At 62.4% G+C, this 16465-nt stretch carries 17 protein-coding genes, 1 tRNA gene and 1 pseudogene; 15 read left to right on the forward strand and 4 right to left on the reverse strand.

Annotated features, from left to right (window positions below; all coding sequences use genetic code 11):
- Window positions 1–139, reverse strand: a pseudogene (locus tag ACESNB_RS05175) (IS256 family transposase); the annotation flags it as partial.
- A gap of 127 nt (window positions 140–266) precedes the next feature.
- Between ACESNB_RS05175 and ACESNB_RS05180 the strand changes: the two are divergent.
- The 5 genes from ACESNB_RS05180 (at window position 267) to ACESNB_RS05200 (ending at window position 3353) form a co-directional block, all read left to right on the forward strand.
- A complete protein-coding gene (locus tag ACESNB_RS05180) occupies window positions 267–1016 on the forward strand; it encodes a diacylglycerol kinase family protein (RefSeq protein WP_373005022.1) in 750 nt (249 codons plus the stop codon).
- Window positions 1016–1855, forward strand: coding sequence for a metallophosphoesterase (locus tag ACESNB_RS05185; protein WP_373004851.1), 840 nt, complete (start codon window positions 1016–1018; stop codon window positions 1853–1855). The genes ACESNB_RS05180 and ACESNB_RS05185 overlap by 1 nt, the downstream gene beginning before the upstream one ends.
- A 101-nt stretch (window positions 1856–1956) precedes the next feature.
- The gene (locus ACESNB_RS05190) at window positions 1957–2262 is read left to right on the forward strand and encodes a YqjD family protein (RefSeq protein WP_373004855.1); all 306 of its coding nucleotides are present in this window, start codon (window positions 1957–1959) and stop codon (window positions 2260–2262) included.
- A 6-nt stretch (window positions 2263–2268) separates the two neighbouring features.
- Window positions 2269–2667, forward strand: a complete 399-nt coding sequence (locus ACESNB_RS05195) for a hypothetical protein (RefSeq protein ID WP_373004858.1) — start codon at window positions 2269–2271, stop codon at window positions 2665–2667.
- 29 nt (window positions 2668–2696) lie between these two features.
- Window positions 2697–3353, forward strand: coding sequence for a hypothetical protein (locus ACESNB_RS05200; RefSeq protein WP_373004861.1), 657 nt, complete (start codon window positions 2697–2699; stop codon window positions 3351–3353).
- 8 nt (window positions 3354–3361) lie between these two features.
- On the opposite strand, the gene ACESNB_RS05205 is transcribed toward ACESNB_RS05200, so the two are convergent.
- A tRNA-Gly gene (locus ACESNB_RS05205) sits at window positions 3362–3435 on the reverse strand.
- Between the two features lie 94 nt (window positions 3436–3529).
- On the opposite strand from ACESNB_RS05205, the gene ACESNB_RS05210 reads away from it, so the two are divergent.
- The 8 genes from ACESNB_RS05210 to ACESNB_RS05245 all read left to right on the forward strand — a co-directional run bounded on the left by ACESNB_RS05210 (window position 3530) and on the right by ACESNB_RS05245 (window position 11002).
- Entirely contained in the window at window positions 3530–3913 is a 384-nt protein-coding gene (locus ACESNB_RS05210) for a CrcB family protein (RefSeq protein ID WP_373004864.1), read from the forward strand.
- A complete protein-coding gene (locus ACESNB_RS05215) occupies window positions 3910–4950 on the forward strand; it encodes a pseudouridine synthase (RefSeq protein WP_373004867.1) in 1041 nt (346 codons plus the stop codon). Before ACESNB_RS05210 ends, ACESNB_RS05215 begins: the two co-directional genes overlap by 4 nt.
- Window positions 4950–5627, forward strand: coding sequence for an HAD-IA family hydrolase (locus ACESNB_RS05220; RefSeq protein ID WP_373004870.1), 678 nt, complete (start codon window positions 4950–4952; stop codon window positions 5625–5627). Before ACESNB_RS05215 ends, ACESNB_RS05220 begins: the two co-directional genes overlap by 1 nt.
- Before the next feature lie 25 nt (window positions 5628–5652).
- Window positions 5653–6162 carry a hypothetical protein gene (locus tag ACESNB_RS05225; RefSeq protein WP_373004873.1) on the forward strand — a complete coding sequence of 170 codons (510 nt, stop codon included), beginning with the start codon at window positions 5653–5655 and terminating at the stop codon, window positions 6160–6162.
- 10 nt (window positions 6163–6172) lie between these two features.
- The gene (locus tag ACESNB_RS05230) at window positions 6173–6883 is read left to right on the forward strand and encodes an ATP12 family chaperone protein (protein ID WP_373004876.1); all 711 of its coding nucleotides are present in this window, start codon (window positions 6173–6175) and stop codon (window positions 6881–6883) included.
- Window positions 6884–6986: 103 nt separating this feature from the next.
- Window positions 6987–7523, forward strand: coding sequence for a hypothetical protein (locus ACESNB_RS05235; protein ID WP_373004879.1), 537 nt, complete (start codon window positions 6987–6989; stop codon window positions 7521–7523).
- A 160-nt stretch (window positions 7524–7683) separates the two neighbouring features.
- Entirely contained in the window at window positions 7684–9216 is a 1533-nt protein-coding gene (locus ACESNB_RS05240) for an acyl-CoA carboxylase subunit beta (protein WP_373004882.1), read from the forward strand.
- A 622-nt stretch (window positions 9217–9838) separates the two neighbouring features.
- A complete protein-coding gene (locus ACESNB_RS05245; RefSeq protein ID WP_373004885.1) occupies window positions 9839–11002 on the forward strand; it encodes an acetyl-CoA C-acetyltransferase in 1164 nt (387 codons plus the stop codon).
- 59 nt (window positions 11003–11061) lie between these two features.
- On the opposite strand, the gene ACESNB_RS05250 is transcribed toward ACESNB_RS05245, so the two are convergent.
- Window positions 11062–11445 (reverse strand): hypothetical protein, encoded by a 384-nt coding sequence (locus tag ACESNB_RS05250; protein WP_373004887.1) that lies wholly within the window; start codon window positions 11443–11445, stop codon window positions 11062–11064.
- A 51-nt stretch (window positions 11446–11496) separates the two neighbouring features.
- Window positions 11497–11763, reverse strand: coding sequence for a DUF5676 family membrane protein (locus ACESNB_RS05255; RefSeq protein WP_373004890.1), 267 nt, complete (start codon window positions 11761–11763; stop codon window positions 11497–11499).
- Between the two features lie 710 nt (window positions 11764–12473).
- On the opposite strand from ACESNB_RS05255, the gene ACESNB_RS05260 reads away from it, so the two are divergent.
- Together ACESNB_RS05260 and ACESNB_RS05265 are read left to right on the forward strand one after the other, a co-directional pair.
- Window positions 12474–14558 (forward strand): amidohydrolase family protein, encoded by a 2085-nt coding sequence (locus ACESNB_RS05260; protein ID WP_373004893.1) that lies wholly within the window; start codon window positions 12474–12476, stop codon window positions 14556–14558.
- 299 nt (window positions 14559–14857) lie between these two features.
- Window positions 14858–16453 carry a hypothetical protein gene (locus ACESNB_RS05265; protein WP_373004895.1) on the forward strand — a complete coding sequence of 532 codons (1596 nt, stop codon included), beginning with the start codon at window positions 14858–14860 and terminating at the stop codon, window positions 16451–16453.
- The last annotated feature ends 12 nt before the right edge of the window (window positions 16454–16465 follow it).

A 16465-nucleotide genomic window follows, 5' to 3' on the forward strand; every position in this document is an offset into this window, starting at 1 on the left:
CAAATTGCGCGAGGAAGCCTTCGAGCTCAGCATCAACTGCTGTCGCGATCAATTGCTGCGCCCCTGTTCTCAACAAATCCGTCAGCGCGTCCGTCATCCCGTCTCGACGCGCAAAATCAACAATGTTACTCGTTTCCATGGCGGTGTATCTCCTTGGGTTGGGTTGCTGTCTCACAACAACAAAACAACCAGATACGCCGCCAACCTTCAAACCGCTCAAACACCAGATTCAGTCATAGCTCCAGGCGCTCGGCCTGTCGGCGGATATTGTCCCGGTTGGTGCCGGCGAACTGAATTCCGCCGTCCATACGGCGATTGCGTCCGGGCCCGATGCCTTGATTGTATGGGGCGGTGACGGGTCTGTGGCCTGCGCCCTGTCGGCCAGCGGTCCGTCCGGTCCCCCCGTGCTCGCGCTGCCGGGCGGCACCATGAACCTGGTTCACAAGCGCCTGCACGGCGAGGAAATGGACTGGAAAAAGATAATGGGCATCGCGCTGCGCGCGCCAGCGCCCGAGCCCTTCTCTGCCGGGTGTGTCTCGGAACACATGTTCTTCGTGGCCGCCATGATGGGGCAGATGACAGCGCTCGCCGAGTCGCGTGAAGCGGCCCGGCACGGCCAGTTGCTCGAGGCCGCTCAACTGGCGATCAATTCGGACGCACTCACGCTCGACCGGCGTCTGCGTCTCGAGTCCGTGCACGCATCGGGAAACCAGACATTCGACGCGGTTGCCGCTGCGGTCGTGATTGGCGGTGGTTCAGCACCCCGGCTCAAGGTTGCCGCGATCCATCCGCAGACGACATTCGACTGGATGGCCATAGCCGTGGACGCCCTGGCGAATGGCTGGCGCGACGCGGACTCGATCGAGATCGACGAGACGAAGACCGTTTTGATTACGGACGTTGACGGGATTGAATTTGCGGCAACCGTTGATGGCGAGACCGTCACCATGCCGAGTGGCACGATTATCAGCCTCAAACGCCATGCCGCGAACGTCCTGCGCGCCCGGCCCACGTGATGCGCATTGTCCAGCTGGCAGATCTGCACTTCGGAACCGAGGACCCGCGCGCTATCGATGCGGCCGCATCGCGGATAAGCGTACTTGAGCCGGATGTGATCGTGGTCAGCGGTGACATGACCCAGCGCGGCAAGTACCGCGAATTCCAGGCCGCCCGCGACTGGATCGATACCCTGGCCCGGCCGACCCTGATCGTTCCGGGAAACCATGACACGCCGCTGCTGAACGTGCTGTCGCGCGCGCGTCGGCCGTTCCAGCGCCACCATTCCTATTTCCCCGTCCGAAGCGACATGCTCCAGATCGGGGGTGTCAGCATTGACGGCTTGAACACGGCGCGGGGGTGGCAGGCGCGGTCGAACTGGGCGGAAGGTTCAGTCCGCCTTGATCATCTCGCCGATATTGTCTCCCGCGATGCGCCAGCTGATTCGCTCCGCATGCTCGCCTGCCACCATCCCTTCCGGTCCCCGACAGATGCACCGCTCAGGACGCGCACCCGGCGCGGCGCGCTGGCCAGCGAAATGCTGGCCGCCAGCGATATCGCGGTTCTCCTGACCGGACACGTGCACACGCCCCACGCCGAACTGATCCGCGAAGCAACCGGCAACTATATCGCGATCTCGGCCGGCACACTTTCTACACGCCTTCGCAACGCGCTTCCGGCCCTCAACAGCCTGAATGTGACCACATCTGGGGTCTCGGTCGAGACGCATGATTTCGACGGCATGGTGTTCAAGGCCCGGCCATTGGGGCGGTGGCGGACGTCCGACCTCCTGCCTCACGCGCCCACGCGAAGCGCAACCATTTCGCCGTTTAAACGGGCCTCGCAACCGCAAGACTAGGGAGTTTCGCGTATTTCCAGCGGATTCCTTTTGTCAGTATGAAAAACAGCGCCCGCTAAGCCGTTGATTGGACGCGAATGACCAACAACAAGGAGCTCAGAATGAACACCAAGACCGCTACAAGTGCCGCGCTCAAATCAGAGATCAATGACGATGTCGACGCCCTGAAGGGCGATATTGCCGCCCTGCGTGACGACCTTCGCGAAGTCGTTAAGGATATGCGCAGCCTCGCAACCGTACGCGCTCAGAAAGGCGTGGAAAAAGGGACTGAACTGGCCAGGAGGGCCGGCAGCGAAGTGGAAGAGGCCAAGGATGCCGTCGAGACGCGCATCCGCGAAAACCCGCTGACCGCTATCGGTATCGCTTTCGGCGCTGGGCTCGTCCTCGCGATGCTCCGCCGGAACTAAGCCTCAATGGACACGACGAAACTTCGTCTCTTCGCGGCAGTCGCCGGGATCGTCTTCGGTCTCGGCGGCGTGTTTGCGCTTGCAGTCGCTTCAACGCTCGCACTTGCCAGCATGATGGGCATTGTCGGTGCCAGCTTCACCGTGGCGGCGCTGCTGCTGTCGGCCGCCTGCGCCTGCCTCTATCTCTTTCTCCAGCCCCAGCGCTCTTCGTCGGAGGAAGTGGACAATATCGAGGACGCGGCCGCTGATGCCCTGGCAGACCTGCCATTCGACGCGATAAAGTCGATCATTGAAAAGCGCCCGCTCACCGTGGCAGCGCTGGCAATGGTTGCGGGTTACTCCCTTGTGCGCGATCCTGCAGGTGTGGCGCGCCACGCCCAGCGTTTCATGCTAGGATTGCTATGAGATAGATGAGACGTCCCGACAGGAAATTCATGCACCCTGCCATTCTGATTGTTTCCGCCCTCACGGCGGGTGCGGCGCTCGCGCGCAAACTCCTCTCGGGCGAAGTCGCCAGCCGCAAGAACAAGGCGATTGAGGCCGCCGCCCAGGAGGCGCGCATCCGCATCCGGCGCGAAGCCCATAAATTCCTGAAAACGAGTTTCCGCCACTTTGCCATCGCCACGGGCGTGAAAGCGGCCATCCTCGCCACGCTCTGGATCGTCTGGCGCGCGCATGGCCTCAGCGACAAGGCGATTTCCATCTCCGTCGGCACCGCGCTCGTCGTCTTCCTGATCCGAGACGCCTGGGTCGTTTCCCCGACCGCCCGCTATGTGATAAGTTCGATGCTGCGCAATGGCTGGCATCCCCTGCGCGCCTTGCGCGAAACCGTTGCGGCGCTCGTGTTCGAGCAAGTGCTGGCAGAAGCCCAATCCCAGCCCCAGCCGCGATCCCACAAATTGCTCATCTCACTTGCCGGCCATGATCGCGAGACCCTGCACAAGGAAGTCGCCGAAGCGGTGGCCGACATTGCCCGCCAGACCTCATGGAACGATCTCAAGCCCTATATTTTCGGCGCCGTCGCCAAGACCGTGTCGATCATGGCCATCTACGGTATAATGGTCGCCGTGCTCGTCTCCCGTCTGCCCTGAGCGAAGTCTGGAGCGGGTGAAGGGAATCGAACCCTCGTCACTTGCTTGGGAAGCAAAAGCTCTACCATTGAGCTACACCCGCGTGCCGCGCTCATTTGAGCCGGAAAACACGCCCGCGCAAGACCCGTTGCCATTGCCGCTGGCGATTCGCCGCCGTCCGGCGTAGAAGGCGGCTCATGAACGGATTTTTACTCGTAGCAGCAGGCGGCGCCCTCGGCGCCATGCTCCGGCACAGCGTCGGATTTGCCGCCGTGCGCATGCCCCTGGGCGGCGCGGCGGGCGCGACCCTGATCGTCAATATTGTCGGCAGCGCCCTGATGGGCGTGTTGATGGCCTGGCTGATGCACCGGCAGGGCCCGTCGCAAGGCGCATGGCTGATGTTCCTCGGCACCGGCCTGCTCGGCGGATTCACCACATTCTCCGCCTTTTCACGCGAAGTCGTCATCATGATGGAATCCGGCGCTTACATGCGCGCGCTCAGCTATGCGCTCGTCTCTTTCACCGTCTCGGTCCTAGCGCTGATGGCGGCGCTTTACATTACACGGAAGGTGCTCGCATGAGCGGCCAGATCATTACCGAAACCGTTACCGACAAGGAAGAAGGCACGCGCCTCGACCGCTGGATCAAGCGCCGCGTGCCGGTCACGCAGGGCCAGGTCGAGAAATGGCTGCGCACCGGCCAGGTCCGCGTCGATGGCGGCCGCGCCAAGGCAAACATGCGGCTGTCGGAGGGCATGGCCGTGCGCCTGCCAATCCTTGACGGCGAAGCCCCGCGCCAGCGCGACCCGGCGGCGAATGCCACGCAAAAGGACCGCGACTTCCTAAAAGACCTTATCATCTACGAAGACGACGAGATGATTGCCTTCAACAAGCCTGCCGGCATTGCCGTGCAGGGCGGGTCGGGGCAGGGGCGCCATATCGACGGCATGTTGCCTGCTTTGTCCGAAGGCCAGCACCGCCCGGTTCTCGTCCACCGGCTCGACAAGGATACGTCCGGCGTCCTGCTCGTCGCCAAATACCCCGCCGCTGCCGCGCGCCTGGGTGACCTGTTCCGGGGCCGTGAAATGGACAAAGTCTATTGGGCCGTTACCGTCGGCGTGCCCAACCCGCCCTTCGGCCAGATCCGCTGTTGGATGGTCAAGGGCGTGCCCGACGACCGCGAGGAAAGCGGCTGGCGTCCGGTCAATCCGAAAATCAAGCACCGCGACGCCGACCGTGAGCGGATGATCCGCAGCTCACAGGGTATCGAAGGTGCCAAGCATTCGATCACCGACTATGCCGTCATCTCGACGGCCGGGCAGAAGGCCGCCTGGGTCGCCCTCAAGCCGCTGACAGGCCGCATGCACCAGCTGCGCTTCCACATGCTGGAAATGGACACGTCGATCCTCGGGGACTTCAAATACAAGAGCCGCCGCGAAGTGCCCAACGGCCTCGCCCATGGCATGCACCTGCACGCCCGCGCGCTGATCGTCCCGCGCGAACATGGCAAGCCGCTCAGCATCGTCGCGCCACTGTCGCCGCACATGAAAGAGACGTTCGAAACCCTCGGCTTCCTTGAACAGGAGGCGGGCAAGAACCCGCTGGCGCCTTTCGTCTGATGCTGAAACTCGCGATCTGGGACATGGACGGCACCATCGTCGACAGCCGTGACGTCATCCTGGCGGCGATGACCCGCGCCTTCGAGACCTGCGATCTCGCCCCGCCAGCGCATGACGAGACGCGCAAAATTGTCGGCCTCAGCCTGCATGATGGCTGCCGCATCCTCGCGCCGGACGACATCTCTGACGGCAAGCTGGACGATCTCGTCGGTGCCTATCGCGATGCCTTCATCCTGCGCCGCACCGAGCCCGGCTTCCTCGAGCCGCTCTATGACGGCGCGATGGAAACGCTGCAGCAGCTGCGCGATGACAACTGGCTGATCGCCATGGCTACGGGCAAGTCGCATCGCGGCATCCGGGCCATTTTCGAGATGCACCCGCTCGAATCCTATTTCGATACAATCTGGTGCGCCGATGACGGCCCCGGCAAGCCACACCCGTTCATGGTCGAACAGGCCATGGGCGCGCTGGGCGCAGAGCCGCATCAGAGCCTGATGATCGGCGATGCCATCCACGACGTCAACATGGGCAACGCTGCCGGTGTGCGTACACTGGGCGTCAGCTGGGGCTTCGGCACAGCCGGAGAACTCGAAGCGGTCGGGGCCCACGAGGTTCACCTCTCGTTTGCCACGCTGCAGGAAAGCCTCGCCCGGTTCGGTCTGAACCCCGGGAACTGATGCCTGCCCGCCGCGGTGGACCGGTATGGAAAAGCGCAAAACAAAAAACAGACAGCTCGTGTCTTGGAAGTTTGAAGCCTGTGTCGTCGCCGCCGGTGCGATCATGCTTGGCGTCTTCCTGGCGTTCATAATGCTTCGAGAGGCCGAGGCAGGCCCAGCGCCGATCAATCACTTTATCCAGTCGGACTGTGATGTCTTTGATCGCAACTTCAAGGTGGGCAGAGAGACTTGTGATGTCGGGCCCACCGCCCAGAAAATCTGCCTGCGCAGTTCACCACTGGAAAAAGAGATCCAGCGCGGCGAGATCCTGCCAGCTTATATACCGGCGCTCGGAGCAGAATTTCGCGTGATTGTCGAAACCAGCCTCAAGGACGAGACCCTCCGGATCGTTCGTTACGGCCAGACGCTAATCCTGCTGGAACCAGAGGCGCGCCGGGTTGAAGACGTCCTGCACCTGACTTCATGTCGGCCCAGAACTTCGCCACACAGCCAAAAGTCTGAAATGCCACTTGGAACTGCGCGCCAGCGGGCCTAAAGCCTGCGGCATGACAAGTTCCAACCAACCCAAACGCTTCTATAAGAAGGCCGGCATCGAACCCATCGACGGCGGCTGGACCGTGGCGCTCGATGGCCGCACCATAAAGACGCCGGGCCGCGCCGCGCTCACCCTGCCCAGCGAACGCCTCGCCAAGGCCGTCGCCGCCGAGTGGAACGCCCAGGAAGAGCATATCGATCTCCTGGCCATGCACCTCACCCGTCTCGCCAATGTCGCCATCGACCGCACGGAAGAGACGCGCGACGACATGGCCGACGAACTCGCCCGCTATTGCGAGACCGACCTGATCTGCCATATCGCCGAAACGCCCGACGAGCTCGCCGAGAGTGAGGAATCCCACTGGGCGCCGGTGCGCGACTGGGCCGGCGACACGCTCGGCGTCAACCTCGTCTCCGTGGTCGGCATCGTCGCCTCGCCCCAGCCAGACGCCTCGCTTAATGCGGCCCGCGACCACGCGCTCGGCCTCGACGTCTTCCGCCTCACCGGCCTCGTCTATGGCGCCGGCCTTTATGGCTCGGCCCTGCTCGCGCTGGCCGTGGAGCAGGAAGCGATGAGCGCCGAAGACGCCTATGAAGTCTCCCGCATCGATGAAGCCTGGCAGGCCGAACATTGGGGCGAAGACGCCGAAGCCAAGGCGGCGACAGAGAACAAGCGGCTGGAAGCCAAGGCCCTCGGCGTCTGGTTCCGCGCGCTGGCCTGATCCGGCCCGTTTCCCGCTTTTCGCAGCCGAATGCAGGATGAACATCGGCTTCAGCCCCGGTTCCTGCGCCCCATGTTTTCCTGCACCCATGATAAATCGCATCATGACCTTCCGAGTGGCTGCTGCAGCGTTTGCTGTACCGGCGCTCTTCGCTGCCCCTGCTGCCGCAGACCCGGTTCGCGGGGCGATCGTGCAATTCGAGCACAAGCTCGCCACCAACACGCCACTCACCCTCCAGGTCGGCCACAATAGTCGCGACCGGCGTGACACCCGCGATTATCGCGGCAGCTACCGCCTCAACCAGTGGCGCCAGTCCGAGCGTGAGGTCAGCAGCCTGCGCCGCGATGCGCTCCAGGCCTGCCGCCGCGCGGTGGCGAAACAGGCCTACCGCATCGGCTATCGCGACGTGGATTTCGACGATGACCGCCGCGTCCGCCAGACCGGCCCATACGACTTCCGCGTGCGCCTCGACGATGTCGAGTTCGAGGCCCGTCGCCGCGAGCGGGAAAGCGACGTGACCTGTTCAGTGCGGCGCGGCTATGTGGTGAATATCGAAGGTATCCCCGCTGCAGGCCACCGCGGCGACCAGAAAGCCCGGAATGATCATGGCCGCGGTAATTACGGCCATCGCGGCTACTGATATGGCATCTCGGACAAGGGCCCCGGTCTCCGGATCGGGGCCTTTTTCATGCCCGGTGCCCTGCCATCGCTGCCGCGCCGTCACCCATTGCCACACTTGCCATTGCTGATGGGCTGTTTATCAGTCTCGGCCACAGGTTTATGGCAGGGAGAGGCCCCGAATGCAGGACGTTATCGAAGCTCTGGAAGCACGCCGCGAAGCAGCCCGTCAGGGTGGCGGCGCCGCTCGGATCGAGAAGCAGCACGAAAAGGGCAAGCTGTCCGCCCGCGAACGCGTCGCCGTCCTGCTCGACGAGGACAGTTTCGAAGAATTCGATATGTTCGTGGAACATCGTTGCGCCGATTTCGGCATGCAGGACCAGAAAATCCCCGGTGACGGCGTCGTCACCGGCCAGGGCACCATAAATGGCCGCCTCGTCTACGTCTTCTCCAAGGACTTCACCGTCTTCGGCGGCAGCCTCAGCCGCGCCCATGCCGACAAGATCGTCAAGGTCCAGAAGATGGCCGTGCAGAACGGCGCGCCGGTTGTCGGCATCTTCGATGCCGGCGGCGCGCGCATCCAGGAGGGCGTTGATTCGCTCGCCGGTTATGCCGACATCTTCATGGAAAACGTCCTCTCCTCCGGCGTGATCCCGCAAATCTCCGTCATCATGGGTCCGTGCGCCGGCGGCGACGTCTATTCGCCCGCCCTGACAGACTTCATCTTCATGGTGAAGGACACGTCCTACATGTACGTCACCGGCCCTGACGTCGTGAAAACCGTCACCAATGAGGAGGTCACCCACGAGACCCTCGGCGGCGCCTCCGTCCATGCGGCCAAATCCGGCGTTGTCGACGGCGCCTTCGAGAATGATATCGAGGCGCTGACGCAAATGCGCCGCCTGATCGATTTCCTGCCGCTGTCAAACCGCGAAGACGCGCCCGTCCGCCCCGTGCATGACGAGATGGAGCGGACCGAGAACAGCCTCGACACGCTGATACCGCCAAACCCGAACACGCCCTATGATATGAAGGAACTGATCATGAAGGTTGCCGACGAAGGCGACTTCTTCGAGATCAGCCCGAATTTCGGCGCCAACATCATCTGCGGCTTTGGCCGTATCGAGGGCTCCACGGTCGGCTTCGTCGCCAACCAGCCGATGACGCTCGCCGGCGTGCTCGACATCGACGCCTCCCGCAAGGCGGCCCGCTTCGTGCGCTTCTGCGACTGTTTCAACATTCCCGTCGTCACCTTCGTCGACGTGCCGGGCTTCATGCCGGGCACCAAGCAGGAATATGGCGGCCTCATCAAGCATGGCGCCAAGCTCCTCTTCGCCTATGCAGAAGCCACCGTTCCCAAGGTTACCGTCATTACACGGAAAGCCTATGGCGGCGCCTATGACGTGATGAGTTCCAAACACCTGCGCGGCGACGTCAACTATGCCTGGCCCACAGCCGAGATCGCCGTGATGGGCGCCAAGGGCGCCGTCGAGATCATCTACCGCAAGGAGATGGGAAACCCGGAAAAGATCGCTGAGCTGACGAAGGAATACGAAGACAATTTTGCCAACCCTTATGTCGCCGCCCGCCGGGGCTATATCGACGACGTGATCATGCCCCACTCCACCCGCAAACGCATCGCCAAATCCCTGCGCGCCCTGCGCACCAAGCAGCTCGAAAACCCCTGGAAAAAGCACGACAACATTCCGCTTTAGGGGCAGGCGGTAGTTGGAGACTTCAGATGATGTCCGGGCGGGTCATCGGCGGCATATTCTTCACAGGCATGTCTGCTGTGGCGGCCATGATTTTCTATAGCCACACGTACACTAAGGGTGTTGGTGTTTCGCTATGAGGAATCGCCATCATCGCGCTAGCAGGTGCCCTTTTGGGTTCCGGCGCTTGGAAGCTTTGGCAGCTATTCTCAAAAAGCAATCGTAGGGTGGGTCGAGCGCAACGATACCCACCATTACCCGCCGCGCCCGTTTCGCGCACCCCAGCCGCATGACCCAAGTCGAGGACCTGCATCTCCGCCCCGCGCGCGCTGCTGACAGCGCGGACTGTTCCTCCCCCTGAAAGGGCGAGGCTAGGTGGGGGTCCACAACAGGTTCGCCGCTTCAAGCCACAGCTAGCGTTCGCCGCAGACCCTGCGCAGGCAGGGGTCCATGGATACCTGCCTGCGCAGGTATCGGCGGTGACTTGGTTGCCTTAACGGAAACGCGTCTGCGTTTCCACCTCACCCCCAACACCTCCCTTGCTCACCCTCAGGAAACCCTGCCTACATTCTTCCCATACACGCTCAACCCGCCGCCCACCGGCGCAAAGGAAGGAAACCCACCCATGGCCGAAGCCTATATCTGCGCCGCCGTGCGCACCGCCGGAGGCCGCCGCAATGGCCGCCTCTCGGGCATCCACGCAAATGACCTTGGTGCCCGCGCGCTCGACGCCGTCGTCGCCCGCGCCGGGATCGACCCCGCCGCCATCGAAGACGTCATCTTCGGCTGCGTCACGCAGGCGGGCGAACAGGCCGGCCAGGTCGCGCGCAATTGCGTGCTCGCCTCCGGCCTGCCCGACAGCGTTCCCGCCGTCACCATCGACCGCCAGTGCGGCTCGTCGCAACAGGCCATCCAGTTCGCTGCGCAGGCGGTCATGTCCGGCACGCAGGATGTCATCATCGCAGGCGGCGTCGAGTCGATGAGCCGCGCGCCGATGGGCTCGAACTTCCTGCCGGGCTCCGGCATCTCGCCCATCTCCGACCGCATCAAGGAAAAATACGGCATCAAGGGCTTCAGCCAGTTTGTCGGCGCCGAGATGGTTGCCAAGAAACATGGCTTCACTCGCGACATCACCGATGCATTCGGCGTCGAGAGCCAGCGCCGCGCCGCAGCGGCCCATGCGGCCGGAGCCTTCAAGGATGAGATCGTGCCGGTTGAAATCATCACGCCCGAAGGCGAGATCGCCATGCATGATGCCGATGAAGGCATCCGCCCCGGCACCACGATGGAAGCCCTCGCCAGCCTCAAGACAATGGCCGAGGGCGGCATCCTCACCGCCGGCACCGCCAGCCAGATCTGCGACGGCGCCTCCGCCGTGCTCATCGCCTCGGCCGAGGCCGTCAAGCGCCATGGCCTCACGCCGCTCGCCCGCATCCACAATCTCACCGTCACCGCAGGCGATCCGGTCATCATGCTGGAAGAGCCGCTCTTCGCGACAGACCGCGCCCTGCAGCGCGCCGGCATGAAGATGGCCGACATCGATCTCTACGAGGTCAACGAAGCCTTCGCCTCCATCCCGATGGCCTGGCTGAAGCATACCGGCGCAGACCCGGAAAAGCTGAACGTGAACGGCGGTGCCATTGCCCTCGGTCACCCGCTCGGTGCCACCGGCACCAAGCTGATGACCACGCTGATCTACGGGCTGAAAGCCCGCGGCAAGCGCTGGGGCCTGCAAACCATGTGCGAAGGCGGAGGCATCGCCAATGTCACGATCATCGAAATGGCATAAAGCGAAACGGGGGGAGCTGTTCTGCTCTCCCCGCATTGCGTCACCTTTGGCACGGCGATCTATTCGCCGGTCTGCGGCATCATTGATCCGTCATCGGATTTCATCATGGTGCACATGCCCGATTCCATTTTGGGGCAGTCCTTCATCATGTCCGGCATCATGTCCGGCATCGTGTCCATGCAGGCCTGATGCATCGCCATCATCTCGGGCGACGTGGCGCCTTTGTCCCCGCCGTGTATATCGGCCATCATCTGCTGCTTCATCGCCATGCAGTCGGCTTGCGTGGGGGTGGCGTTCTGTTCTGTCTGCCCCATCTGCTCGGTATGTTGCATCTGCGCCTGCTTCGGATGCCAGGAGGCGCAGGATGCCAGTTCGGTTGCCGACAGGCACAACAGGCTGGCGGTGGCGAGTCTTAAGGTCGGTGTTCGGAAGGGGTTGGTCATCTGATCAGGCTCCTGTTGTGTCAATCTGACGACTGACGACATGTTGGTGCGCTAGGTTTCGTCCTTATGCAGGAAATCGTAGATCGTGGCCGCGAGCCATGCGAGCGCTCCGGCTGACAGGCTCCAGATGAACAGGCCTGCGACGATGCCGGTCATGTTCAGGGTCCAGGACATGCCGTGGAAGTCGGAATGCATCATGTGTCCGCTCATGGTCATCATGCTTCCGGGGGCAAATCCGACGAGTGCCACGCAGACCAGCCAGCCGATTGCCACGGTCAGTGAAACAGCGATGAATAACTTGTTTGCGTTGAGCTTCATAATTCAGGCGCGCCTTGAAATGAAACTAAACATGCGCCTCATGTTCAGGAACGGGAATAGCGACCACGCTGCCTTGATGTAAATCAATAGGCGGGCTGTCGGCTCTGGCCGCGGAATTCGTGCGGTCTCTCGCCACTTGTCCACACCCTCCCGCACCCGGTGTATAATGCGTCGCTATGCCAGTCTTCACCCTCCTTACCCCCATGCCGGGCCTGCCCTGATACCTGCTGCCCCTCTGGCCGCTCATCTTCTGGCGCATCCAGCGCCTGAAGGCATGGTTCCGTGCCGCCGGCGGGCCGGGCTCGCAAATGCTATGGCGCGTGATGTGGAATGGCCGCGTCATCATCATCCAATTGTCGGACGATCTCTCCGGGCATCGTCCGGGCTGTTTCCGTGCACCCGTATCGGACAGGCGGAGGCTGGTTCTGACAGACACCCCACATCCGTGTCACCGGCGTATGCCTGGCGCCTCAGGCCATCCTGTCCGGACATGCCGCAAAAGATCCCGGCTTTTGCCGGGAATACGGAGACATGGGCCCCATCCCCAACACCTGACCCCTACCTCCCCCTCAAGACACCCGTACCCCACCCCCAGGCGCCCCCACAGGCGTCGCAAACTTTTGCCCTGCATTCTGGATTCCCCGGCTCATCTGTGCCACCTAAATCGCTGATAGCGTCGCAACGGCGTTCGGCTTTCTGGAGGACACGCGATGATCAACCGACTCACACTGGCGGCGCTGGGGGGCGCCTTCCTGCTCACGGCCTGTACCCACGACGCGCCGGTCGAACCCGAGACCCTCGTCGAAGCGCCGACCGCGCCGCAACCGGTCACCGAGGCCTACACGATCCGCCTGTTTGGCGCCGATATCGGCGAACTAACCGCCACCACGATCGGCGCCGACATCCAGGTCGACTATGAATACCGCAACAATGGCCGCGGCCCGACAATGGCCGAGACGATCATCCTTGGCGAAGACGGCCTGCCGACCCATTGGACCATCGATGGCAACACCACTTTCGGTAACAAGGTCGCCGAAACCTTCGCCCTCGATGACGGCACGGCCAGCTGGGTCGACACGACCGGTCCGGGCAGCGAGCCAGCGACCGAGCCCCGCATCTACATTGCCCAGAACGCCTCGCCCTATGCGCTCTCGGTCTATGCCCAGGCCCTGCTCGCCGACCCAGACCACACGCTGCCCGCCTGGCCGGCGGGTGCCCTGCGCCTCGAGGCGCTCGAAGACGTCACCGTCGATGGCGGCCCGGAACCCATTGCCACCACGGCCTATGCCCTGACCGGCAAAAGCCTCGACCCGACCTATTTCCTGATGGACGGCGAAGAACAGCTGTTCGGGCTCGTCTCGCCGCGCTTACTGATCGTACGCAAGGGCTATGAAGACGCCGAAGCCCAGCTGACCGCGCTGGCTGTCCGCCTCGCCTCGGCCCGTTACGAGGCCATCCAGGCGGCAACCGCCCACAAGTTCGACGGTCCGCTCCGCATTGCCGACGTCCGCATTTTCGATCCCGTGAAAAAGGCTCTCACCGGTCCGGTCTCGGTCCGCGTTGAAGGCACCACGATTAAGGCCATCGAGGCCGCCAATGCCAGCCACCCCGACGAGACCGTCATCGACGGCAAGGGTGGCACCCTCGTTCCCGGCCTCGCGGACATGCACGGCCATGTCGGCCAGGACGATGCCCTGCTCAATATCGCTGCCGGCGTCACACTGATCCGCGACATGGGCAATGACAATGCCAAGCTGGCCGAACTGATCGGCAAGATCGGGGACGGAACCCTCGCCGGTCCCCGTATCGTCAGAAACGGTTTCATCGAGGGCAAGAGCCCGTTCAATTCGAATAACGGCATCCTCGTCTCCAGCGAGGAAGAAGCCGTCGCCGCCGTCGACTGGTATGCCGACCAGGGCGACTATTTCCAGGTCAAGATCTACAACTCGATGAACCCGGCCTGGGTGCCCGCCGTCGTCGCCGAAGCCCGCAAACGCGGACTCGGCGTCGCTGGCCACGTTCCGGCCTTCACCAATGCCAATGCCATGATCGAGGCCGGCTATGACGAGATGACCCATATCAATCAGGTCATGCTCGGTTGGGTCCTTGAAGAGGGCGAAGACACCCGCACGCTCCTGCGTCTCACCGCCCTGCAGCGGCTGCCCAAGATCGATCTCGACAGCGAACAGGTCCGGCACACGCTCGATCTCATGGTCGCCAACAATGTCTCCATCGATCCGACCTATGCGATCCATGAAGCCTTGCTCCTGTCACGCAATGGCGAAGTCCAGGCCGGCATGGCGGACTATGTCGATCACATGCCGGTCGGCGTCCAGCGCGATGCCCGCGCGGCCTGGTCGAATATCGAAACCCCGGAAGATGACGTCGCTTATGCGGGTGCCTTCGACCAGATCACAGGCACGCTGAAGCGGATGAAGGATCGCGGCATCCTCATTCTCATGGGCACCGACATGGGTGGGTCGTTCACCCTGCACCGTGAACTGGAGCTCTACCAGAAAGTCGGCTTCACCCCGGCTGAGATCCTTGCCCGTGCGACGCAGGAGGCCGCCGACTATGTGAATCTTGGCGGTGAAATCGGCTCAATCACGCCCGGCAAGAAGGCGGATTTCTTCCTCGTGCCCGGCAACCCGGTCGAGGATATGAAGGCGATCAAGACGATCGAACTCGTGGCCAAGGACGGCGTCGTCTACTTCCCGAGCGAGATCTATCCCTATTTCGGCATCGAACCCTTCACCGAGGTGCCGCAAATCACCTCACCGGCACCAGCTGAATAGGGCGCGCAAGACCGGCCTGTAACAAGTGTTGCGCATAGGCCACGGCCAAAAGCTGCCTGCAGTGTTATCAAAATCTTAGTGGCCGCAGCTGCTCCCAATAGGGCGGCTGCGGCCATTTCTATTAACTCAGGCGCTTGAATAGTCTTGGGAAATTAACTCCGTCCCCCGCTGTAACAGGGGCGGCGTTGACCAACATTACCTATCTGCAAGAAGCAGCAGGCTTTCACGCTCTGTTTACGCGTCCGGCGCATTGTCAGCGAAGGTTAATACAAAGCCGTCCGTTGTTAAGAGGTAATACAATGCTGAAGAAAACTGTGCGCTGGGGTACAGACGTTGGATGCCAGTCGAAAATCAAGCAACTGGAAACCACAGCAGAACTCTCGGATTTCGGCCTGAAGGGAAAGCTGGCCCAGGGCGAACTCGGCTTCAATCGCACGCTGACCAAGCGCGATGCCAAGAATGATGCGGCTGATGCCATTCCAGCGTCGGATGCGATCACGCAGGACCAGTGGAGCGAGCGCGAACAGCAGATTGCCGAGCGCGCCGAAACCGTGCGCCGTGGCTTGACCACTTGGCTCAGCACGACCGCCGCCAGCGTCCGCAATTTCATTCACGATTGCACGCCGGTCGATATCTATCCCGACCAGTTGCGCGAAGCGATCAAGTCGGAAGAAAACGAATATCGCCATCACGAAATGGATGACCGGTCAGAGGCAAAAGAGAGCCACGACGCCGCAATCATCGAACTGCAGACATTCCGCGCCCGCCATGGTGACCGGATCGGCGACCGGACACCCGACATCAAAAAGAATGTCGAGCAAACCGTCGCGATCCTCGTCTTCATCATGCTGCTCGAAGGCGGCTTCAATGCGCTCCTGTTCAAGGATTCGCAGTCGTCCGGCCTGATGGGCGGCCTGATGATCGCCTTCGCCGTCAGCGCCGTGAACGTCTGTATAGCAGTGGTCACCGGCTTCTTCGGCATTCGCTACGCGTTCAATCACCCGCACATCGCAGCCCGTGTCTTCGGCGGGGCGATCATGGCGATCGGCCTGTGCAGCGGCCTGTTCCTGAACTTCTTTGTCGCGCATTTCCGCGATGCGGTGGAGACGGGTTTGATCGCTGCGACCGCTGCGGGAACGATGGGCGAATTCTCCATGTTCGACATCTCCCCCGCATCCGTGATGTCCGGCATGTTCCCGAATATCATTGGCCTTGAGAGCTTCATCGCCATGGGCCTCCTGTTCATGGGCCTCACCGTGTTCGGCCTCGCCGTCTATGAAGGCTATGACCGCATTTCCGACAGCTATCCCGGCTATGGCCGCGTCTGGCGCAAGGAACGCAAGGCCTATGAACGCCGCCAGCAGGTGCGCAATGGCGTGCGGGACGACCTGTCGGACTATTTCACCCAGTGCCGCATGTGGTTCGAGACCCAGCTCTCGCGCCATGCTGCCGCCAAGCGTGAAATCGAGAAAGCCATGAACGAGCTGGAATCGCGCCGCGACATCGCTGTTGCCATCGCGGCCAAGGCCGCTGACCAGGAGCGTTCGCTCAAGGTCGCCTACCGTCAGGCCCACCGCCGCCATCGCAACCAGCTGCGCGACAAGCTCGGCGAGCAGGCGGCATGCCCAGCCTATTTCGACGAGATCGTCACTCCGCAACTGCCGCCATTCGATTACACGAAAGAGCGTGATCAGGCGAACGCGGCGATCAAGGCCATCGACCAGAATCTCAAGGCCCTGAACATGAGCCGTGAATGGCTGGAGACACATATCCAGCAGGTCCAGAAGGGCCTCTCGAGCATCGAGAAAAAAGTGGGCGAAGAAGTCGAGAAGGTTCGTGACGGCAAGTCTGCCGGCAAGGCCTTCGTTTCCGTGGACGAAGCGCGCCGCGCCTGAGGGCGGGGCCAG

Origin of the sequence: Hyphomonas sp. (genome assembly GCF_041689225.1) — a bacterium.
GTDB lineage: Bacteria > Pseudomonadota > Alphaproteobacteria > Caulobacterales > Hyphomonadaceae > Hyphomonas.

Coding starts and splice junctions, on each gene's coding strand:
- ACESNB_RS05185 (WP_373004851.1), top strand. CDS start 1,016: ATGCGCATTGTCCAGCTGGCAGATCTGCACTTCGGAACCGAGGACCCG.
- ACESNB_RS05190 (WP_373004855.1), top strand. CDS start 1,957: ATGAACACCAAGACCGCTACAAGTGCCGCGCTCAAATCAGAGATCAAT.
- ACESNB_RS05195 (WP_373004858.1), top strand. CDS start 2,269: ATGGACACGACGAAACTTCGTCTCTTCGCGGCAGTCGCCGGGATCGTC.
- ACESNB_RS05200 (WP_373004861.1), top strand. CDS start 2,697: ATGCACCCTGCCATTCTGATTGTTTCCGCCCTCACGGCGGGTGCGGCG.
- ACESNB_RS05210 (WP_373004864.1), top strand. CDS start 3,530: ATGAACGGATTTTTACTCGTAGCAGCAGGCGGCGCCCTCGGCGCCATG.
- ACESNB_RS05215 (WP_373004867.1), top strand. CDS start 3,910: ATGAGCGGCCAGATCATTACCGAAACCGTTACCGACAAGGAAGAAGGC.
- ACESNB_RS05220 (WP_373004870.1), top strand. CDS start 4,950: ATGCTGAAACTCGCGATCTGGGACATGGACGGCACCATCGTCGACAGC.
- ACESNB_RS05225 (WP_373004873.1), top strand. CDS start 5,653: ATGGAAAAGCGCAAAACAAAAAACAGACAGCTCGTGTCTTGGAAGTTT.
- ACESNB_RS05230 (WP_373004876.1), top strand. CDS start 6,173: ATGACAAGTTCCAACCAACCCAAACGCTTCTATAAGAAGGCCGGCATC.
- ACESNB_RS05235 (WP_373004879.1), top strand. CDS start 6,987: ATGACCTTCCGAGTGGCTGCTGCAGCGTTTGCTGTACCGGCGCTCTTC.
- ACESNB_RS05240 (WP_373004882.1), top strand. CDS start 7,684: ATGCAGGACGTTATCGAAGCTCTGGAAGCACGCCGCGAAGCAGCCCGT.
- ACESNB_RS05245 (WP_373004885.1), top strand. CDS start 9,839: ATGGCCGAAGCCTATATCTGCGCCGCCGTGCGCACCGCCGGAGGCCGC.
- ACESNB_RS05250 (WP_373004887.1), bottom strand. CDS start 11,445: ATGACCAACCCCTTCCGAACACCGACCTTAAGACTCGCCACCGCCAGC.
- ACESNB_RS05255 (WP_373004890.1), bottom strand. CDS start 11,763: ATGAAGCTCAACGCAAACAAGTTATTCATCGCTGTTTCACTGACCGTG.
- ACESNB_RS05260 (WP_373004893.1), top strand. CDS start 12,474: ATGATCAACCGACTCACACTGGCGGCGCTGGGGGGCGCCTTCCTGCTC.
- ACESNB_RS05265 (WP_373004895.1), top strand. CDS start 14,858: ATGCTGAAGAAAACTGTGCGCTGGGGTACAGACGTTGGATGCCAGTCG.